The 16,658-nt window shown below is 66.4% G+C and carries 17 protein-coding genes; 11 read left to right on the plus strand and 6 right to left on the minus strand.

All coding sequences use genetic code 11. The annotated features are described in order from the left end of the window. The first annotated feature begins 18 nt into the window (after nt 1-18). Nucleotides 19-1,560 (plus strand): fumarate hydratase, encoded by a 1,542-nt coding sequence (locus OOZ63_RS26140; protein ID WP_266008605.1) that lies wholly within the window; start codon nt 19-21, stop codon nt 1,558-1,560. Nucleotides 1,561-1,707: 147 nt separating this feature from the next. Here the strand turns inward: OOZ63_RS26140 and OOZ63_RS26145 are convergent, their stop codons facing one another. Both OOZ63_RS26145 and OOZ63_RS26150 read right to left on the minus strand, forming a co-directional pair. Further along, the gene (locus tag OOZ63_RS26145; protein WP_266008606.1) at nt 1,708-2,517 is read right to left on the minus strand and encodes a hypothetical protein; all 810 of its coding nucleotides are present in this window, start codon (nt 2,515-2,517) and stop codon (nt 1,708-1,710) included. 235 nt (nt 2,518-2,752) lie between these two features. Continuing rightward, the gene (locus tag OOZ63_RS26150; protein ID WP_266008607.1) at nt 2,753-3,727 is read right to left on the minus strand and encodes a GGDEF domain-containing protein; all 975 of its coding nucleotides are present in this window, start codon (nt 3,725-3,727) and stop codon (nt 2,753-2,755) included. Nucleotides 3,728-4,005: 278 nt separating this feature from the next. Between OOZ63_RS26150 and OOZ63_RS26155 the strand changes: the two genes are divergently transcribed. Then, on the plus strand, nt 4,006-4,173 hold the full coding sequence (locus tag OOZ63_RS26155; protein ID WP_171018171.1) for a hypothetical protein: 168 nt from the start codon (nt 4,006-4,008) through the stop codon (nt 4,171-4,173). Between the two features lie 13 nt (nt 4,174-4,186). Here the strand turns inward: OOZ63_RS26155 and OOZ63_RS29165 are convergent, their stop codons facing one another. The 3 genes from OOZ63_RS29165 to OOZ63_RS26170 form a co-directional block, all read right to left on the minus strand. Beyond that, complete coding sequence (locus OOZ63_RS29165; protein ID WP_323055790.1) at nt 4,187-5,689, minus strand: methyl-accepting chemotaxis protein; 1,503 nt, start codon at nt 5,687-5,689, stop codon at nt 4,187-4,189. A gap of 70 nt (nt 5,690-5,759) precedes the next feature. Next, nucleotides 5,760-7,055: a mechanosensitive ion channel family protein gene (locus tag OOZ63_RS26165; protein WP_266008608.1), complete on the minus strand. Its 1,296-nt coding sequence runs from the start codon at nt 7,053-7,055 to the stop codon at nt 5,760-5,762. 58 nt (nt 7,056-7,113) lie between these two features. Then, a complete protein-coding gene (locus OOZ63_RS26170; RefSeq protein ID WP_266008609.1) occupies nt 7,114-8,049 on the minus strand; it encodes a histone deacetylase family protein in 936 nt (311 codons plus the stop codon). A 54-nt stretch (nt 8,050-8,103) separates the two neighbouring features. Between OOZ63_RS26170 and OOZ63_RS26175 the strand changes: the two genes are divergently transcribed. From OOZ63_RS26175 to OOZ63_RS26210, 8 genes are all read left to right on the plus strand, one after another. Beyond that, the gene (locus OOZ63_RS26175) at nt 8,104-9,045 is read left to right on the plus strand and encodes an AAA family ATPase (protein WP_266008610.1); all 942 of its coding nucleotides are present in this window, start codon (nt 8,104-8,106) and stop codon (nt 9,043-9,045) included. A gap of 8 nt (nt 9,046-9,053) precedes the next feature. Next, nucleotides 9,054-10,034 carry a DUF58 domain-containing protein gene (locus OOZ63_RS26180; protein WP_266008611.1) on the plus strand — a complete coding sequence of 327 codons (981 nt, stop codon included), beginning with the start codon at nt 9,054-9,056 and terminating at the stop codon, nt 10,032-10,034. Next, nucleotides 10,031-12,124, plus strand: a complete 2,094-nt coding sequence (locus OOZ63_RS26185) for a DUF3488 and transglutaminase-like domain-containing protein (RefSeq protein WP_266008612.1) — start codon at nt 10,031-10,033, stop codon at nt 12,122-12,124. Before OOZ63_RS26180 ends, OOZ63_RS26185 begins: the two co-directional genes overlap by 4 nt. Beyond that, complete coding sequence (mltB, locus tag OOZ63_RS26190; RefSeq protein WP_266008613.1) at nt 12,124-13,194, plus strand: lytic murein transglycosylase B; 1,071 nt, start codon at nt 12,124-12,126, stop codon at nt 13,192-13,194. The genes OOZ63_RS26185 and mltB overlap by 1 nt, the downstream gene beginning before the upstream one ends. 137 nt (nt 13,195-13,331) lie before the next feature. Next, nucleotides 13,332-13,490: a hypothetical protein gene (locus OOZ63_RS26195; protein WP_266008614.1), complete on the plus strand. Its 159-nt coding sequence runs from the start codon at nt 13,332-13,334 to the stop codon at nt 13,488-13,490. Between the two features lie 620 nt (nt 13,491-14,110). After that, nucleotides 14,111-14,578, plus strand: coding sequence for a RidA family protein (locus OOZ63_RS26200; RefSeq protein WP_266008615.1), 468 nt, complete (start codon nt 14,111-14,113; stop codon nt 14,576-14,578). A gap of 3 nt (nt 14,579-14,581) precedes the next feature. Continuing rightward, complete coding sequence (locus OOZ63_RS26205; RefSeq protein ID WP_266008616.1) at nt 14,582-15,073, plus strand: disulfide bond formation protein B; 492 nt, start codon at nt 14,582-14,584, stop codon at nt 15,071-15,073. Nucleotides 15,074-15,094: 21 nt separating this feature from the next. Then, the gene (locus OOZ63_RS26210) at nt 15,095-15,967 is read left to right on the plus strand and encodes a YihY/virulence factor BrkB family protein (protein ID WP_266008617.1); all 873 of its coding nucleotides are present in this window, start codon (nt 15,095-15,097) and stop codon (nt 15,965-15,967) included. Here OOZ63_RS26210 and OOZ63_RS26215 read toward each other — a convergent pair whose 3' ends face one another. After that, the gene (locus tag OOZ63_RS26215; protein ID WP_266008618.1) at nt 15,968-16,282 is read right to left on the minus strand and encodes a hypothetical protein; all 315 of its coding nucleotides are present in this window, start codon (nt 16,280-16,282) and stop codon (nt 15,968-15,970) included. It lies immediately after the preceding gene. A gap of 193 nt (nt 16,283-16,475) precedes the next feature. Between OOZ63_RS26215 and OOZ63_RS26220 the strand changes: the two genes are divergently transcribed. Then, on the plus strand, nt 16,476-16,652 hold the full coding sequence (locus OOZ63_RS26220; protein WP_266008619.1) for a DUF1328 family protein: 177 nt from the start codon (nt 16,476-16,478) through the stop codon (nt 16,650-16,652). Nucleotides 16,653-16,658 lie beyond the last annotated feature (6 nt).

Below are 16,658 nucleotides of genomic sequence, written 5' to 3' on the forward strand. Positions count from 1 at the left end.
ACCCGGACCTGCCTCATCATGACCACCGCGATCAAGCACGACGACCTCGTCGACAGCGTGGCTGCCGCCCTGCAGTACATCAGCTACTACCACCCGACCGACTACATCCAGCACCTGGCCCGCGCCTATGAGCGCGAGCAGAGCGCCGCCGCCAAGGACGCGATCGCGCAGATCCTCACCAACTCGAAGATGTGTGCCGAGGGCCGCCGACCGATCTGCCAGGACACCGGCATCGTCAATGTGTTCTTGAAGGTTGGCATGGATGTGCGCTTTGAAGGGTTCCCCGGCTCGTTGGAGGACGCCGTCAACGAGGGCGTGCGCCGCGCCTACAACCACCCCGACAACAAGCTTCGTGCCTCAGTGCTCAACGACCCACTGTTCGAGCGCAAGAACACCAAAGACAACACGCCGGCGGTGATCAGCGTCAGCATCGTGCCCGGCAATACCGTCGATGTGATGGTGGCCGCCAAGGGCGGCGGCTCGGAGAACAAGAGCAAATTCGTGATGATGAATCCGAACGACAACCTGGTCGACTGGGTGCTCAAGACCGTGCCGCAAATGGGCGCGGGCTGGTGCCCGCCGGGGATGCTGGGCATCGGCGTCGGCGGCACGGCCGAGAAGGCTATGCTGATGGCCAAAGAGTCCTTGATGGACGACATCGATATGTACGAACTGCTGGAACGCGGCCCGCAGAACAAGCTCGAAGAGCTGCGCATCGAGCTCTATGAGAAGGTCAATGCGCTGGGAATCGGCGCCCAGGGCCTGGGCGGCCTGACCACGGTGCTGGACATCAAGATCAAGACCTATCCGACCCACGCCGCCAGCAAGCCGGTCGCGATGATCCCCAATTGCGCCGCCACCCGCCACGCCCACTTCGTGCTTGACGGCTCCGGCCCAACGTATCTGGAAGCGCCCAGCCTGGACCTGTGGCCAGATGTGAAGTGGGCGCCCGACTACAACAAGAGCCGCCGCGTCGACCTGAACGCACTGACCCGCGAAGAGATCGCCAGTTGGAAGGCCGGTGACACGCTGCTACTGAACGGCAAGATGCTGACCGGCCGCGATGCCGCGCACAAGCGCATCGCCGACATGCTGGCCAAGGGTGAGCCGCTGCCGGTCGACTTCACCAACCGCGCGATCTATTACGTCGGCCCGGTTGACCCGGTGCGCGATGAAGTCGTCGGCCCAGCCGGCCCGACCACTGCGACACGCATGGACGGTTTCACCCGGATGATGCTGGAGAAGACCGGCCTGACCGTGATGATCGGCAAGTCCGAACGCGGCCCTGTCGCGATCGACGCGATCCGCGACAACAAGGCCGCCTACCTGATGGCCGTCGGCGGCTCCGCCTACCTGGTCTCCAAAGCTATCAAGGCTGCCAAAGTGCTGGGCTTCGAGGACCTGGGCATGGAAGCGATTTATGAATTCGACGTGACCGATATGCCGGTCACGGTGGCTGTCGATTCGAGCGGCACCAACGCCCACGACACCGGCCCGGCCGAGTGGAAAGAGCGCATCGCCTCGGGCAAGGCGGTGAAGATTCCGGTGACGGCGGGCTGAGTCAGGGTCGGCTGCAACTCCGCCCTCTCCTCCTCCCTGAGGTAGCAAAGCCACCGCCTAGCGGTGGCTTTGTCATTTCTGTCTCTCCTTTGTGCGGCGGCGAGCGTGTCTCGCTAGGGTTCTCGCAGCCAGAGGCCGGCTGGCGCTCTATGGCGGCATGGGTTGGCCGTTTGTCTTCACTCTGTGAGCAGCCGCATCCAGTTGCATGCGATCACCTTCATGCCACATCCGCCGCAACCCCACGGCTGTGTCCGCAGCGACCTTCTGGGGGACTGCTGCGCAGGGGAGCATGGGACCGTCCATAGCAACGCGTACCGGGTCTGGCTCCCCCTGCGGGAGCAACTTGCTGAACTCCACCGGCTTGCCGTTCACGCACGCCCTGTAAATGTCGACGCTAACACTGTCCAGTGCCGGGCGGTACTGCCAAGTCATCACAAGGCCTGGGTGGACGATGGCACGGCCATCGGTCGACCTCGACTTACGGCGCAACCATTCAAGTGCGAAAGCTTCGCTGGGCAAATGGACTTGTGCTTCACGAAACCGAGGCGTCCGCAGTTGCTGGCAACCATCAAGCAATAAACGCTTCTTGAAGTCTTGCCCACCTTCATAGAAGCCATGATAAATCCCATGACTACCTTGGTTTCGTTCACTCTGTGTTGCCGCAGAGATCCGGAACTCGCACTCATTGAACTTGAACACGCGACCGGTATCGGTTTGCGCTTGCACCGAAATACGCTGGTTGGCCATCGCCACGCCGATCGACGAATTTGGAGCCAGCACCGTCTCCTTGGCCGGACCGGCTTGAGCGCAGGCATCGGCAGCCAGCAACGAGAGCAACAACACCACGCGCTGGCCTTGCGCCCGCCCTTCTAGCGCTGATCTTCGAACTCGTTGCATCAGTCCTCCCCCTTGGCGAGCCCCATCTTCTTCATTATTGGCTGCATTGGCCAAAGGCATGGGGCCAAACCTGAGCCCCTTACCCCGGGGAGGATCGACGAAGGCCTGAATGCCATGTCCCCCAATGGCCAACATTCACCCCCGTCGTACCAGTCGGTCGCAATTCGGGCAACAGGCTGACTGATCTCGCTGTTCGACGCCGACACAGACCAGTTGCGCGCCCGCGCGCTGCGGCAATGCCGTCGCAAGTCTTGTGCATCAGGTCCGCCGGCTGATGCGCAGCCTGCGCAAAGGTTCAGTCCGACTGCTGAGCTGGGGGCCGCTTGGCCTGGGCCGCAGGCTCGAAGAACTCGAACGCGCTGCCGCGCTTCTTGGCGCAGTACATCGCAGCGTCGGCATGGGCGATCAGCGTCGGGCCGCTCATGCCGTGCTCGGGGTAGAGCGCGATGCCGATGCTGGGCGTGACTCGAAACTGTTTTGCCGCGAGGTCGACAGGCAAGCCAACCGTCTTGTGGACCATCTCAGCGATATGCGCTACGGCCTCGCGGCCCGAGGGATTGATCAGCAGGTAGAGAAACTCATCGCCGCCATTGCGACAGACGGTGTCCTCATCGCGCGCGTTGCGCATCAGGCGCTGCGCCACGGCCGTCAGCACGGTGTCGCCGGCGGCATGGCCGTGCGTGTCGTTGACGAGCTTGAAACGATCCAGGTCCAGGAACAGCACAGCAAGCAGCCAGCCATGACGCTCGGCCCCGGCAATAGCCTGCGCCAGACGATCATCGAACAGCGTGCGGTTGGGCAGGCCGGTCTTTTGGTCATGCATGGCGATCTGAGTGGCGGTGCGCTCGGCGTCGCGGGACAGGGCAAGCGCCGCCTCGGAGTCTGCCAGCGCCAGACGGGAGCGAGTCAGGGCCTGCTCCACCGCCTGGACCTCGTCGACTCCATCACTGAGGTTATTGGCCAGTTGCTGCAGATCGTCGGCGCAACCCTGCACCCGCTCTTCGACGGCCAGACCGTTTTGCAGCGCCTGGGCGGCAGGCAGCATACAGGCCCCCTGCTCAATACGAGCCTTCGCCCGCTCGTTGGCCATTCCCAGGTCTTCGGCGCAGGCCTGAACCTCGGCCTTGACCTCATGGCTCTGGTCCAACGCCGTGGTCAGTACGTCCCGCACACGGGAGGGTTGGCCCGCAGCCGGCGACGGGTGCACCGGCGCTTCCGGCGCTTCCGGCGCTTCCGGCGCTTTGGCTTGGGAGCGGTGGCGGATATTCATCGCGCGACAATATTCGCTGGCGTCAGGGACGTCTGTTCGGCGCCGCACATAGCCCAAGCCCGCAGAGCACTTCATGGCTGAGGCCTAGCATGTCCCGCAACCCAACCCAGCTCCCTCCACCCCCTTGCTTGGGTGCCCCCCCTTGGCGGGATGGCGGCCAGGCGCCCATTCGGCGACCATGCCGCCAGGGAGGTCGCCAGCAAGGCAGCGCGGCCGCAGCACGATGACATCGGCGGACCGCAGCCAGAACCTCCCGCTGCGCCATGGGAGGGCGAACGATGTGGATTTCCAAATATTGGTACGAGAAGCTGCCGGCGCTTTATGCGGCAGCCGCCCTGCTAAGCCTGGCCCTACTGGGCACGCCTGCGGCCTTCAGCGCAACGCTGCTGATGGCCGCTGCGGCGCTGACCGCCTGGTGGCGCTACCAGCACCGCCGGCCGGACTGAGCCTAGCCCGGCCTCAGGCCAGCCGGAACACCTTGACCAGCGCGCTCAGTCGCTCAGCCTGCTGGCTGAGGCTTTGTGCGGCCGCGGTGCTTTGCTCGACCAGTGCGGCGTTCTGCTGCGTCACTTCATCGAGCTGGCCCACGGCAAGACTGACCTGCTGGATGCCGCCGCTTTGCTCGCCGGTGGCCACCGAGATCTCGCTGATCAGCCCTGAGACCCGCTGCACCTGAGTGACCAAGTCGCCCATGGTCTGGCCGGCGCGCTGGACCTGGCGCGCGCCGTCCTCGACCTTCTCGACGTTCTCGCTGATCAGGCTTTTGATCTCGCGTGCAGCGGCGGCCGAGCGCTGCGCCAGCGAGCGAACCTCAGAGGCGACAACCGCGAAGCCGCGGCCCTGCTCGCCGGCACGGGCCGCCTCGACGGCCGCGTTCAGCGCCAGGATATTTGTCTGAAAGGCGATGCCGTCGATCACCGAGGTGATGTCGGCAATCTTCTTACTCTGCGCGCTGATCGCATCCATCGTGTCCACGACCTGCCCGACCGCCACGCCGCCCTGGCTGGCTACGCCGCTGGCGGTGGCCGCGAGTTGGGTGGCCTGACGGGCTGACTCGGCGTTGTGCTGCACGGTTGAGGTCAGCTGATCCATCGACGAGGCGGTCTCCTGAAGGCTGCTGGCCTGGTGCTCGGTGCGGCTGGACAGATCCTGGTTGCCGACGGCGATCTCGCTAGAGGCAAGCGCGATGCTCTGCGCCGACTGATTGACATCGGTAACCAACGCCCGCAGCGAATCCCGGGTGCGCTGCAACGCCGCCATCATCGAGCTTGTGTCACCGGGCGCCACCGGCACTTCGGCCAGCAGATCGCCGGCCGCCACCCGCTCCAGCACCTGGCGCGCGGTAGCCGGATCACCCCCGAGCTCGCGCTGCACGCAGCGGCGCAGGGCCAGCAAGAAACCTACACAGACTGCCAAGCTCAGCAGCGCTAGGCTCAGCACAGTCCAGCGCGCCGAGCTCATTGCGGAGGCAGCTTCCAGGCGAGCGCCCTCCTTGTCGGCGCCGGTGATCTTCTTGAGCTCCAGCAGCTCGGCCCGCAGTTCGCGCCAGGCCGGGGTTTCCTGCTTGTTCAGCAGGGCCGCTGCTGTGCTCGCATCCTGCTGCACCTGGGCCAGAACCTGCTGCTGTACCTCAGCCAGACGGCTGCGCAGTGCGGCCATCGCACGCAGCTTGCTCAGCTGCTCGGGCGAGGCGGCGGCCTCGGCCGCGCCGGCCGCCTTGTCATAGGCCTTGGCCGCGCCGTCGAGGTTGTCATACGCCTTTTTGTTGGCCGGATCCAGCACGATATTGCGCAGCGCCTGACCCATCTGCAGGCCCTGGGCATACATCTCGTTGACTTCGGCCGACAAAGCGTCCTCATGCGTGAAGTAGTCGCCCAGCTGGCGCTCCACCGAGTAGGTTCCGACGCTGACGGCCGCCCCCAGCACCAGCACCAAACCGGCCGGCACCGCCAAGGACAACATCACCCGCTGCATGAACCGCATAACCATCCCTTTGTCGAGAAAGCGGAGATGGTAGGCAGCAGCCCCGGCTTCAGGGCGGTGACACAGGCGCCAAATCGGCACTATTGCTCGCTTGGTGCACAACCCGCTGTGGGAACGGGATCTCGATGCCAAGCGAATCGAAAAGCCGCAGGATGGCCAGGTTGACCTCGGAGCGCACGCCCAACTGACCGTTATGCGGATCCTCGATCCAGAAGCCGATCTGCAGGGTCAGCCCGTCGGCCGCAAACTCGCGCAGCAGCACGCCTGGCGCCGGGTCGTGCAGAACGCGCGGCACCTTCATGATCTCCTCGACCATGCGCGGCATCAGGGTCTGCACATCGGTGCCATAGGCCACCTGCACTGTCGTGACCACCGAGACCCTCGGATCGGCCAGCGAGGAGTTCTCGACCCGCTGCGTGATCAGCATCTCGTTGGGAACGACCGACTCGCGCCCGTTGAGCGCGCGTATCACCGTGTAGCGGGTCTTGATGTCGCTGATGCGGCCTTCAAAGCCATCCACCATCACCATATCGCCGATGCGCAGCGAGCGCTCGGCCAGAATCACGAAGCCGCTCACATAGTTGGCCGCCAGCTTCTGCAGGCCCAGGCCAATACCCACGCCGATCGCGCCGCCCAGCACGCCCAGCGCGGTCAGGTCAATGCCTGCGGCCGTCAACGCCAGCAGCAAACCGACAAAGATCAGCAGCGAGCGGGTCAGGTTGACGCCGATCTTGCGCAGCGACAGATCAGTGGTCACATTGCGCAACAGTCGCGCCTCGATCACCGACGAGAGCCACAGCGCCAGCACCATCACCAGCACGGCGCTGAGGCTGCCCTCGATCAGCGCGCGCAGGCTGATCTGGCTTGCGCCTATCTTCCACTTGATGTCGTCGAGCTCTGCCATCATCACCGGCAGCAGGCCGGTGATCCACAGGATGGAGCCGCCCCAGGCCAGCCAGGAGACCGTACGCTCAATCAGTTTGACCCAGCCCGAGCTGGGCAGCGCCGCGCTCAGCACCCGCACCGTCAGCCTGATCACGGCCAGCGAGATCAGCACCGGAATCACCACCTTGAACACCGCCACCGGCACACCCAGCAGCGGCAGCGCCCGCCGCGCGCCCCAGGCCAGTGCCAGCGCCAGTAGCGGGAACAGCACACCATCGAACAGCTGGCGGCCGAACAGCACCGAGGGCGGCTGGGGCTGGCGGCCGCGCAAGCGCCAGACGATCAGCCAGGCCAGGCCCAAGCAGGCCAGCACCAGGGCCAGCTCGGTCAGCGCAGCGGGCTGCAGCAGCGACGCCAGCAGGGTCTGCAATTCGTCAAAAGTCAGGGGATGATGGTTCATTCGTCGGGGGCGGCCGCCGGGTGGCGCCGCATCAAAGAAGCAATGAGTCGCGCGGGCCTCAGACCCCGGCCAAAACCCGCAAATGCACACCGACGCTGCGCGCCAGCGCGCCCAGGTGGTAGCCGCCTTCGAGGCAAGAGACGATGCGGCCCTGGGCGTGGCGCTCGGCCAGCTCCTTGATGCGCCAGGTGATCCACTCGTAGTCGGCCTCGACCAGGCCCAGTTGGCCCAGATCGTCGTCGCGGTGGGCATCGAAGCCGGCAGAGATAAAGATCATTTCAGGCTTGAAACGCTCCAGCGCCGGCATCCACATCGCCTCGATCATTTCGCGAATCTCGCCGCCACGGGTGTAGGCCGGCACCGGAACATTGATCATGTTCTCGCCCTTGGGCACGGCACCGCAATAGGGATACAGCGGGTGCTGGAAGATGCTAACCATCAACACGCGCTCGTCGCCGGCAAGGATGTCCTCGGTGCCGTTGCCGTGGTGCACATCGAAGTCCACCACTGCGACGCGCTGCAGCCCGCGCACATCGAGCGCATGGCGGGCAGCGATCGCGACATTGTTGAAAAAGCAAAAGCCCATACTCTGGTCGCGCGTCGCATGGTGGCCCGGTGGGCGCACGGAGCAGAAGGCATTCTCGACCTGACCGTCGATCACCAGATCGGTGGCCTGCACAGCCGCGCCGGCGGCGCGCAAGGCGGCCGACCAGGTGTAGGGGTTGGCGATGGTGTCGGGGTCGATGGCGCGCGACTCGCCGCTGGCAGCCAGCGACTCCAGCGTGTCGCGCAGCTGGGCCACATAGCCGTGGGTATGAGCCAGCTCCACGTCCGACAGGCGCACGCACGGCGCCTCATGACGCTCCAGTGCGACATCCAGGCCGCTGCCGATCAGCCAGTCCTCGATCGCATCCAGGCGCTGCGGGCATTCGGGGTGGCCGGCGCCCATATCGTGGCGACGGCAATCGGGGTGGCTGAGGTAGGCAGTGGGCATGCGGGAGGCGCGGCAGTCTCGATGGCGCGGCGTGTTTTGAGTTAATGTCCGAGCATGAGCGACCAAGCCACCAAGCACCAGCTGTTCCAGCAACTCAAGACGCTACAGCACCAGATTAGCACGATCATCCGCGGCAAACCGACCCAGATCCGCGACTGCGTGGCCTGCCTGATAGCCGGCGGCCATCTACTGATCGAAGACCTGCCCGGGGTCGGCAAGACCACGCTGGCCCACACCCTGTCGGTCTCGATGGGCCTGCGCTTCTCGCGCGTTCAGTTCACCTCCGACCTGATGCCCTCTGATCTGTTGGGTGTCTCGGTCTACGAACGAGAGCGCGGCGGCTTCGCATTCCACCCAGGGCCGGTATTCGCCCAGGTGCTGCTGGCCGACGAGATCAACCGCGCCGGCCCCAAAACCCAGAGCGCCCTGCTGGAGGCGATGGAGGAGAACCAAGTCAGCGTCGACGGCCAGACCCATGCGCTGCCCCAACCCTTCTTCGTGATCGCCACGCAAAACCCCAGCGAGCAGCTCGGCACTTATCCGCTGCCGGAGTCTCAGTTGGACCGCTTCCTGATGTGCATCTCACTAGGTTATCCGGACGAGAAAGCCGAGCGCGAGCTGCTGATGGGCCAGGACAGCCGCGAGGCGATCCGTGCACTGACTGCGGTGATGCAGCCAGGCGAGCTGCTGGCGGCCCAGGCCGCCGTGCGCGAGATCCATGCGGCGCCGGCCCTGTTGGACTATCTGCAGGCCCTGCTCGCCGCGACCCGCTCGGGCCAATGGTTTGTCGAAGGCCTGAGCCCGCGCGCCGGCCTCGGCGTGCTGCGCGCCGCGCGGGCGCGTGCCCTGCTGGACGAGCGCGACTATGTCTCGCCGGACGATGTGCAGGCCATCCTGCCGCAGACCATTGCCCACCGTCTGCGCCCGAAGGCCGGCAGCGGCCGCGGCGCGCGCGAGCAGGTGCGGGCCATGATCGAGTCCATCCCAATTCCCTGAGCGCTGACATGGTGCAGTCCCTCAGACGCCGCGCCCGGGCCTGGTGGCAGGCCCGCCATCCGCTCAGCGACACCCACCAGATGGGCCAGCGAAACATCTACATCCTGCCCAGCCGGCCGGGTGTGTTCTATTGCATGACCCTGGTCGTGCTGCTGCTGGCCTCGATCAATGACCAGCTGAGCCTGGGCTATATGCTGACCTTTTTGCTGGCCGGCGCCGGCTTTGCGTCGATGCACGCCACCCACGCCAATCTGCGCGGCCTGAGCCTGGACCTGAAAAGCCCGCAGCCGGCCTTTGCGGGCGACGATGTGCAGTTGGAGGTGAGGATGCACAACAGCGGCCGGGCACGCTACGGCATCGGCATTCAGGTCCGACACGGCAAGGAGGCTGAGCCGGCCTGGGCCGATGTGCCGGCGCAGGGCCACAGTCTGCTGCAGCTGCGCTGCCCGGCGGCTGTGCGCGGCCTGATGAGCCTGCCGCAGTTGCGCGTCTGGACCCGCTTTCCGCTCGGCCTGTTCGGCGCCTGGAGCGTCTGGCGGCCGCAGGCTCGCGTCTGGATCTATCCCCGGCCCGAGCAGCCGCCGCCGGCCCTGCCCGGCCAGGCGGCCAGCAGCGGCGAGGGACAGCGCGCTGCCACGCTGATGGTGCACGGCCAAGACTTCGAGGGAGTGCGCACCTACCGCCAGGGCGATTCGATCAAGCAGGTGCTGTGGAAGAAGGCCGCCAGCACCCCCGATGGCCAGCTGTTGGTGCGCGAGACCCTGGCGCCAGCCAGCCGCCAGCGCTGGCTCGACTTGGCCGACACCGCCGGCCTGGACTGGGAGGCGCGGCTCTCGCGCTTGACCGCCTGGGTGCTGCTAGCCGAGCAGCTGGGCCAGTCCTACGGCCTGCGCCTGGGCGGGCAAGAACTGGCTCCCGGTCATGGGCCGGCACAGCGCCAGGCCTGCCTGGAACTGCTTGCGGCCGCTCCCCTGGAGCCACTGCGATGAGCGCCTGGGCCACGATCAAGGCTCGGCTGCAGCACCTGCCGCGGGAAACCCGCGATACCTTCTTCCTGCTGTTCGCTATCGCCGCCACCGCCCTGCCCCATGCCAGCCATCTGCCGCTGTGGTGCACGGCGCTGACCGGGTTGATGCTGCTGTGGCGCGGTCTGTTGGCCTGGAACGGCCAGGCATTGCCAGGGCGCTGGAGTCTGAGCCTGCTGTTGCTGGTGACGGCCGGCCTGACCCTGCTGACCCATCGCACGCTGATTGGCCGCGAGGCCGGCATCACGATGCTGGTCATGCTGATGGCAATGAAAACGCTGGAGCTTCGTGCGCGCCGCGATGCCTTCGTCGTGTTCTTCCTCGGTTTTTTCCTGGTGCTGACCCAGTATCTGTACTCGCAGTCGCTGCTGACCGGGCTGTGGACACTGGTCAGTGTCTGGGCCCTGCTGAGCGCGCTTGTGCTGGCCCAAATGCCGGTGGGCCAGCCCAGCCTCAAGCTGGCCGCGACCCAGGCCGCCCGCACCACCGCGATGGGCCTGCCAGTGATGGTGCTGCTGTTCCTGTTGTTTCCGCGCATCGCGCCACTGTGGGGCATCCCCAGCGACTCGGTGGGTCGCACCGGGCTGTCCAACGAGATGGAACTGGGCGCGATGTCAGAGATCGCCAACGACGACAGCGTCGCGATGCGGCTGCGGTTCGAGGGCCCGGCGCCGCCGCCGCAAGGCCTGTACTTCCGCGGCCCGGTGCTCAGTCGCTTCGACGGTCGCCGCTGGCGGCCGCTGCCCGGCAACAACAACCCCTTCATCGCCCGAGCGCCAGCGCCACGGGTGCGGGGCCAGGTCTTGCGCTACGAGCTGACGATGGAGCCGTTGCGCCTGAGCGTGATGCCCCTACTGGAGAGTAGCCCCGAAGCTCCGGGCAGCGAGATGGATGTCCAGGGGCTTGTGCTGCGCCGCAGCGTCGACCTGCAGTGGCTGGCGCCGCGCCCCATCACCGAGCGCCTGCGACTGAACCAGCAGGCCTATCTGGACTATGACAGCGGCCCGTTGCAGCCAACCCTGGGCCTGCAGGCCTATCTGGAGCTGCCCCAGGGAATGAACCCGCGTACTCTGGGCTGGGCGGCCGAGCTGAGGCGCCGCCCCGAACTCGCCGGTCTGGACGAGCGTTCCTATGCGCCAGCCATGGTGGCCGCCGTGCTGGCCCACATCACCACGGCCGACTTCACCTATACGCTAGCCCCGGGCCGCTACGGCGAGGTGACGCCGCATCTGATCGACGAGTTCTGGTTCGACCGCCGGCTGGGCTTTTGCGAGCATTTCTCGGCCGGCTTTGTCGTCGTGATGCGGGCGCTGGGCATTCCGGCCCGCATCGTCACCGGTTTCCAGGGCGCCGACCGCGAGCTGCAGGACGGCTATCTGGTGGTGCGTAACAGTCAGGCCCACGCCTGGGCCGAGGTCTGGCAGGCCGGGCGCGGCTGGGTGCGGGTCGACCCGACTGCTGCTGTGGCGCCGGACCGCGTCAATCTGGGCCAGGCCCTGAGCCCCCCGCCCGGCGCCTTCGCTGGCGCGCTGGGCCAGGTCAACCCGGCTCTGTGGCAAGGGCTGCGCGCCATTGCCCGGAGCTGGGAGCAGCTCAACAATCGCTGGCAGCAATACGTGCTGAACTACTCGCGCAGCGACCAGTTCGATCTGTTGAAGAAGCTGGGCTGGCGCAGCCCCGACTGGCAGTCGCTGGGTCAGCTGGTCGGCGCGCTGATCGGCCTGCTGGCGGGCGCCGGCGCGGCCTGGGCGGCCTGGCAGGCCCGGCCGCACGACGGCTGGAGCCGCCAGCGCAGCGCCATCCTGCGCGAGCTGCGCCGTCTCGATATCGCCGCCACCGCCCACCAAGCGCCGCGCCAATGGGCGGCCCTGCTGCGGGCCCGCCACGGCGCGGCGGCTGAGCCGCTGGCGCGCCAGTTGCTGGCGCTGGAGCTTGCGCGCTATGCCGCAGGCAGCACGGCGGACGCGGCCGGCTGGCTGAACCGCTGGCGCTGGCTGCACGAGTTCCGTGCCGCAGGCCGTATGCTGCGGCACCAGACCATGAAGACCTCCTGATGTTGTTGCGTGCCCTGACCTCCGTTCTAAGCCTCGTGCTGATCACCGCCGCGCTGGCCGACCCGGCCCAAGCCGCGAAGCAGAAAAAAACTCCGTCGCAGCCCGTCGCTGCGATCTACGGCGAACGCGAAGACCTGATGCGTTTCGCCAGCGAGCAGGCCGCGCTGCTGGGCTGGAACGAGGCCGGCCTGCGCCGCCTGCTGTCACAGGCCAGGAAGCTGCCGACCGTGCAGCGCCTGATCATGCCGCCGCCGGCCGGCACGGCCAAGGACTGGGCCGCCTACCGAGCCCGATTTGTCGAGCCGCGCCGGCTGCAGGCCGGCCTTGCCTTCTGGGCCGCCCATGAGGCCGCGCTGGCGCGGGCCGAGGCGCAGTACGGGGTGCCGGCCGAGCTGATTGCCGGCTTGATCGGGGTCGAGACCTTCTACGGCCAGATCACTGGCGGCTTTCGCGTGCTCGACGCGCTAGTGACGCTGGGCTTCGATTTCCCGCCCGGGCGGCGCGACCGCAGCGAGTTCTTCCGCGCCGAGCTGGCCGAGTTCCTGAAGCTGTGCCAGCGCGAGGGGCTGGACGCGGCGACGCTGAAAGGCTCGTATGCAGGCGCAATGGGCTGGCCGCAATTCATGCCCAGCAGCTGGAACAAGCATGCCATCGATTTCGATGCCGACGGCCACGTCGACCTGATAGGCAACCCGGTCGACGCGATCGGCTCGGTAGCCCACTATCTGGCCCAGCATGGCTGGCGACCCGGCATGCCCACCCATTACACGGTGGCCGTACCGGTGGACACCGTCGAGCGGGCCCGCCTGCTGGCGCCCGACATCCTGCCCAGCTTCAGCGCCGCCCAGTTCGCCGAGGCCGGAGCCGAGCTCTCGGAGGCCGGCCGTGAGCACCAGGGCGCGTTAGCCTTGGTCGAGCTGCAAAACGGCACGGCAGCGCCCAGCTATATCGCAGGAACCGCCAACTTCTATGCGCTGACCCGCTACAACTGGTCCAGCTACTACGCCTATGCAGTCATCGAGCTCGGGCGCACGCTGCGCAGTTTTCGCGAGAGCGCTCAAAAACCATGATCCTCCTCTAGGGCCGTGTCGGCATCGGTGGCCGCGCGTTGCCAGGAGTGCCAGCCCTGCTAGCGCTGGCCAGGGGGCTCAGGGGCTCGGGGGATCGCTGCGCCACAAGACACACCGGCGAAGGCGACAACGAAGTGATGACGCGCAAGCGCGATGAGCCGCTTTCGTACATCAGTCTTGTCTTCCGAGGCAACGGCGACACCGACGTCCTGACCGCCGGCCTGTGCGTCTTCTCCACGTCACCGACCACAGTCAGCGCGATCTCGGGCTGCACGTTCTCCCCGGTATCGCACTGAGCCTTGACGACCGCTTGGAAGACCTTGGCAAGCCGGGGAGAGTTCCGCTCGACTGGCCGGTGTTCGAGGTCAAAGCATGCGATCTGTCCACGCAGGTCGGGCGCACCCCAACTATCACCTCGAAACCCGAGAAACATAGGGCGAAACTCTTGCTCAGAATCCCGGACTCGGACTTGCGAATACACGCCCGGCGGTAGATCCAAGCTCTCAACCACCGCATCAACCTGAAGCAGGCCAGCAGCGCTGGCGACGTCCTGCCGGGCCACCTCGTCGAAGCCACGCCTGTCGACAGCGGTGCGCCAGGCCGGGCGACGCTCAGCAACAGCCGCGACGGCAAGCAAAGCTCGGCACTGCGCTTCGGATCCTCGGCCCGCTCGATCCCGAAGACGAAGCGCCGCGCCGACTGCCCGCACAGCCAGGCACGGCTGCCGGGTGGCAGCAGCACAAGCCCGGCCGGGGCCGATGCGAGCGCCGGCATGACCGGCCAGCCAGACTAGCCGCACCAACACGGTCGGGTACGGCCGTGCGCCATGCGTGATGCATCCGCTGCCTCCCTGGAAGCTCGGTGTAGGATTCGCGCCAACTTTCCAAACCTCTTTACTTGCCGTGAGTAGCCCCCGATGAGCACAACCGTCTATGAGCGTCTGAAGAACCTGGGCATCGAGTTGCCGCCCGTGGCCGTGCCGGTGGCAGCCTATGTGCCCTATGTTCGCAGCGGCAATCTGGTCTTCCTGTCAGGCCATATCGCAAAGAAGGACGGCAAGCCCTGGGTCGGCAAGCTCGGCCTGGACACCGACACTGCCACCGGCAAGGCTGCGGCCCGTGCTATCGCGATCGACCTGATGGGCACGCTACAGGCGGCGGTCGGCGATCTGAACAAGATCACCCGCATCGTGAAGCTGATGAGCCTGGTCAACAGCACGCTGGAGTTCACCGAGCAGCATCTGGTGACCAATGGTGCCTCGGAGCTGCTGGCCGAGGTGTTCGGCGAGCGCGGCGCCCATGCGCGCAGCGCCTTCGGTGTGGCCCAGAACCCGATGGGGGCCTGCGTCGAGATCGATCTGGTGGTGGAAGTCGACGCGGACTGATCGATGTTCCTGACCGCCTCGAAACTGCCGGCGCGCGTGCTGGCCTTTATCTGCCTGGCCAGCTTCGGCGGCGTCGCGATTGCGCTAATCGCCCAGCATGGATTCAACGTCAAGCCTTGCCCCTGGTGCGTCATGCAGCGGGCCATCTTCTTGCTGCTGGGTGCGGTGGCTGGTTTGGGATGGCTACTCAAGGGCAGCACGGTGCTGCGCAAGCTTTCGCTGGGCGCAGTGCTGCTGCTGTCGCTGGCCGGTCTGGCCTCGGCCTATTACCAGCATGAGGTGGCCTCCAAGCTGGCCTCTTGCGATATGACCCTGGCCGACCGGATCGTCACCGCGCTGGACCTGGAGACGCTATGGCCCGATGTCTTCATGATCACCGCCTCCTGCGCCGAAGCCGCCGCCTACCGGCTGCTGGGTCTGCCTTACGAACTCTGGAGCGGCCTGCTGTTCGCCGCGATCTTCGTGGCCGGTGTGCTGGCATTGCGGCGGCGCTGAGCCAGGGCCAATGACCGAACGATGCCGCCGCTGACCCCTGCCGAAGTGCTGAGCATGGCGCGCCGCGCCGGCGCAGCCTGGCTGGCTGACGGGGCACCCAGCATGGGCGCGGCGATTGCCTACTACACCTTGTTCTCGCTGGCACCGCTGCTGCTGATCGTCGTGTCGGTGGCCGGCCTGGTATTCGGCGCAGAGGCCGCACGCGGCGAAATCTATGGCCAGCTGCAGTCGCTGCTGGGCAGCGCCGGTGCACTGGCTGTGCAGGGACTGCTGGAGAGCGTCAACCGGCCTGGTGGCAGCCTGCTGGCCACGGTGTCGGGGCTGGTGCTGATGCTGATCGGTGCGACCTCGGTGTTCGCCGAGTTGCAGAACACGCTGGATCGCATCTGGCGCGTACCGGCCCGGCCACTGAACGGCCTGTGGGCGCTGCTGCGCGCGCGCCTGCTGTCCTTCGGGCTGATTCTGGGTTTCGGCTTTTTGCTGATGGTCTCGCTGCTGATGGGTGCGGCGCTGTCTGCACTGCACAAATGGTGGTCACCGCTGCTGGGCGGCTGGGACGACCTGATCCTCGTGATCGATCATCTGCTGAGCTTCGGCCTGATGACGGCGATGTTCGCGCTGATCTATAAGATCATGCCCAGGGCACGGGTCGCCTGGGTTGATGTATGGGTCGGCGCGGTGGTGACAGCCGCGCTGTTTAGCATCGGGCGCAGCCTGATCGGCTTGTATATCGGCAGCACCGCGATCAGCTCAGGCTTCGGCGCGGCCGGATCGCTGGTGGTGCTGCTGATCTGGGTCTACTACTCGGCGCAGATCTTTCTGCTAGGTGCCGAGTTCACCTGGGTGTTCGCCCACGCGCGCGGTTCGCGCCGGCATCTGCCGATGCCGTCCTGATCAAGCCGGCTGCGGCTGCAACTGCAACGCGCACCAGACCCCGTCGACCAAGGCATACAAGGCCCGTACCGCGCGCGGCTTTGGGCCTACGGGCCGACTTAGCCGCGCCGCGCAGAGCTGGGCTGCGCAGCGCAGCGCGGACACCTTGGGACGGTTGCCACGGCAGTGTTCGCGCGCTACAACCAGGCCGGCATCCTGAAGCATCGAGCCATCGGCAAACTCCACGCGCGCGCGCACGACGATGCTGGCCGGCGTGCTCAGCAGTAGATCCACATCGAGCGCAGGCTCGCCCTCGCAGCGATTGGGACTGTTCATGATCCTATTCATGCAGCGATGCTAGGCAAGCCAGGCCGCTGCCCCTGTCGGGGCACGGCGCGGCTGCTTGTAGGACAAGGCCGCATTGCCTGGGCGAGTCAGCGTCCTACACGGCCGGGCGTCGCCCGCCGATCCTCATTGCGCCGCGCCAGGCCTAGAGTCGAGCCATCCCAAGCCACGACAAGGACTCGACATGATCAAGTGGGCTCTCATCTTCGCCCTGATCTCGGTGATCGCCGGGGTACTGGGGTTCAGCGGTATCGCAGCCGGCGCCGCCGGCATTGCCAAGTTGCTGTTCTTCGTCTTCTTGCTGATCTTTGTCGTGCTGCTGGTGCTGGCGATGCTAGGCGTCGGCGCGCTGCGCAAATAGACGCCG

Origin of the sequence: Paucibacter sp. PLA-PC-4 (assembly GCF_026241155.1) — a bacterium.
Taxonomy (GTDB): Bacteria; Pseudomonadota; Gammaproteobacteria; order Burkholderiales; family Burkholderiaceae_C; genus Roseateles_E.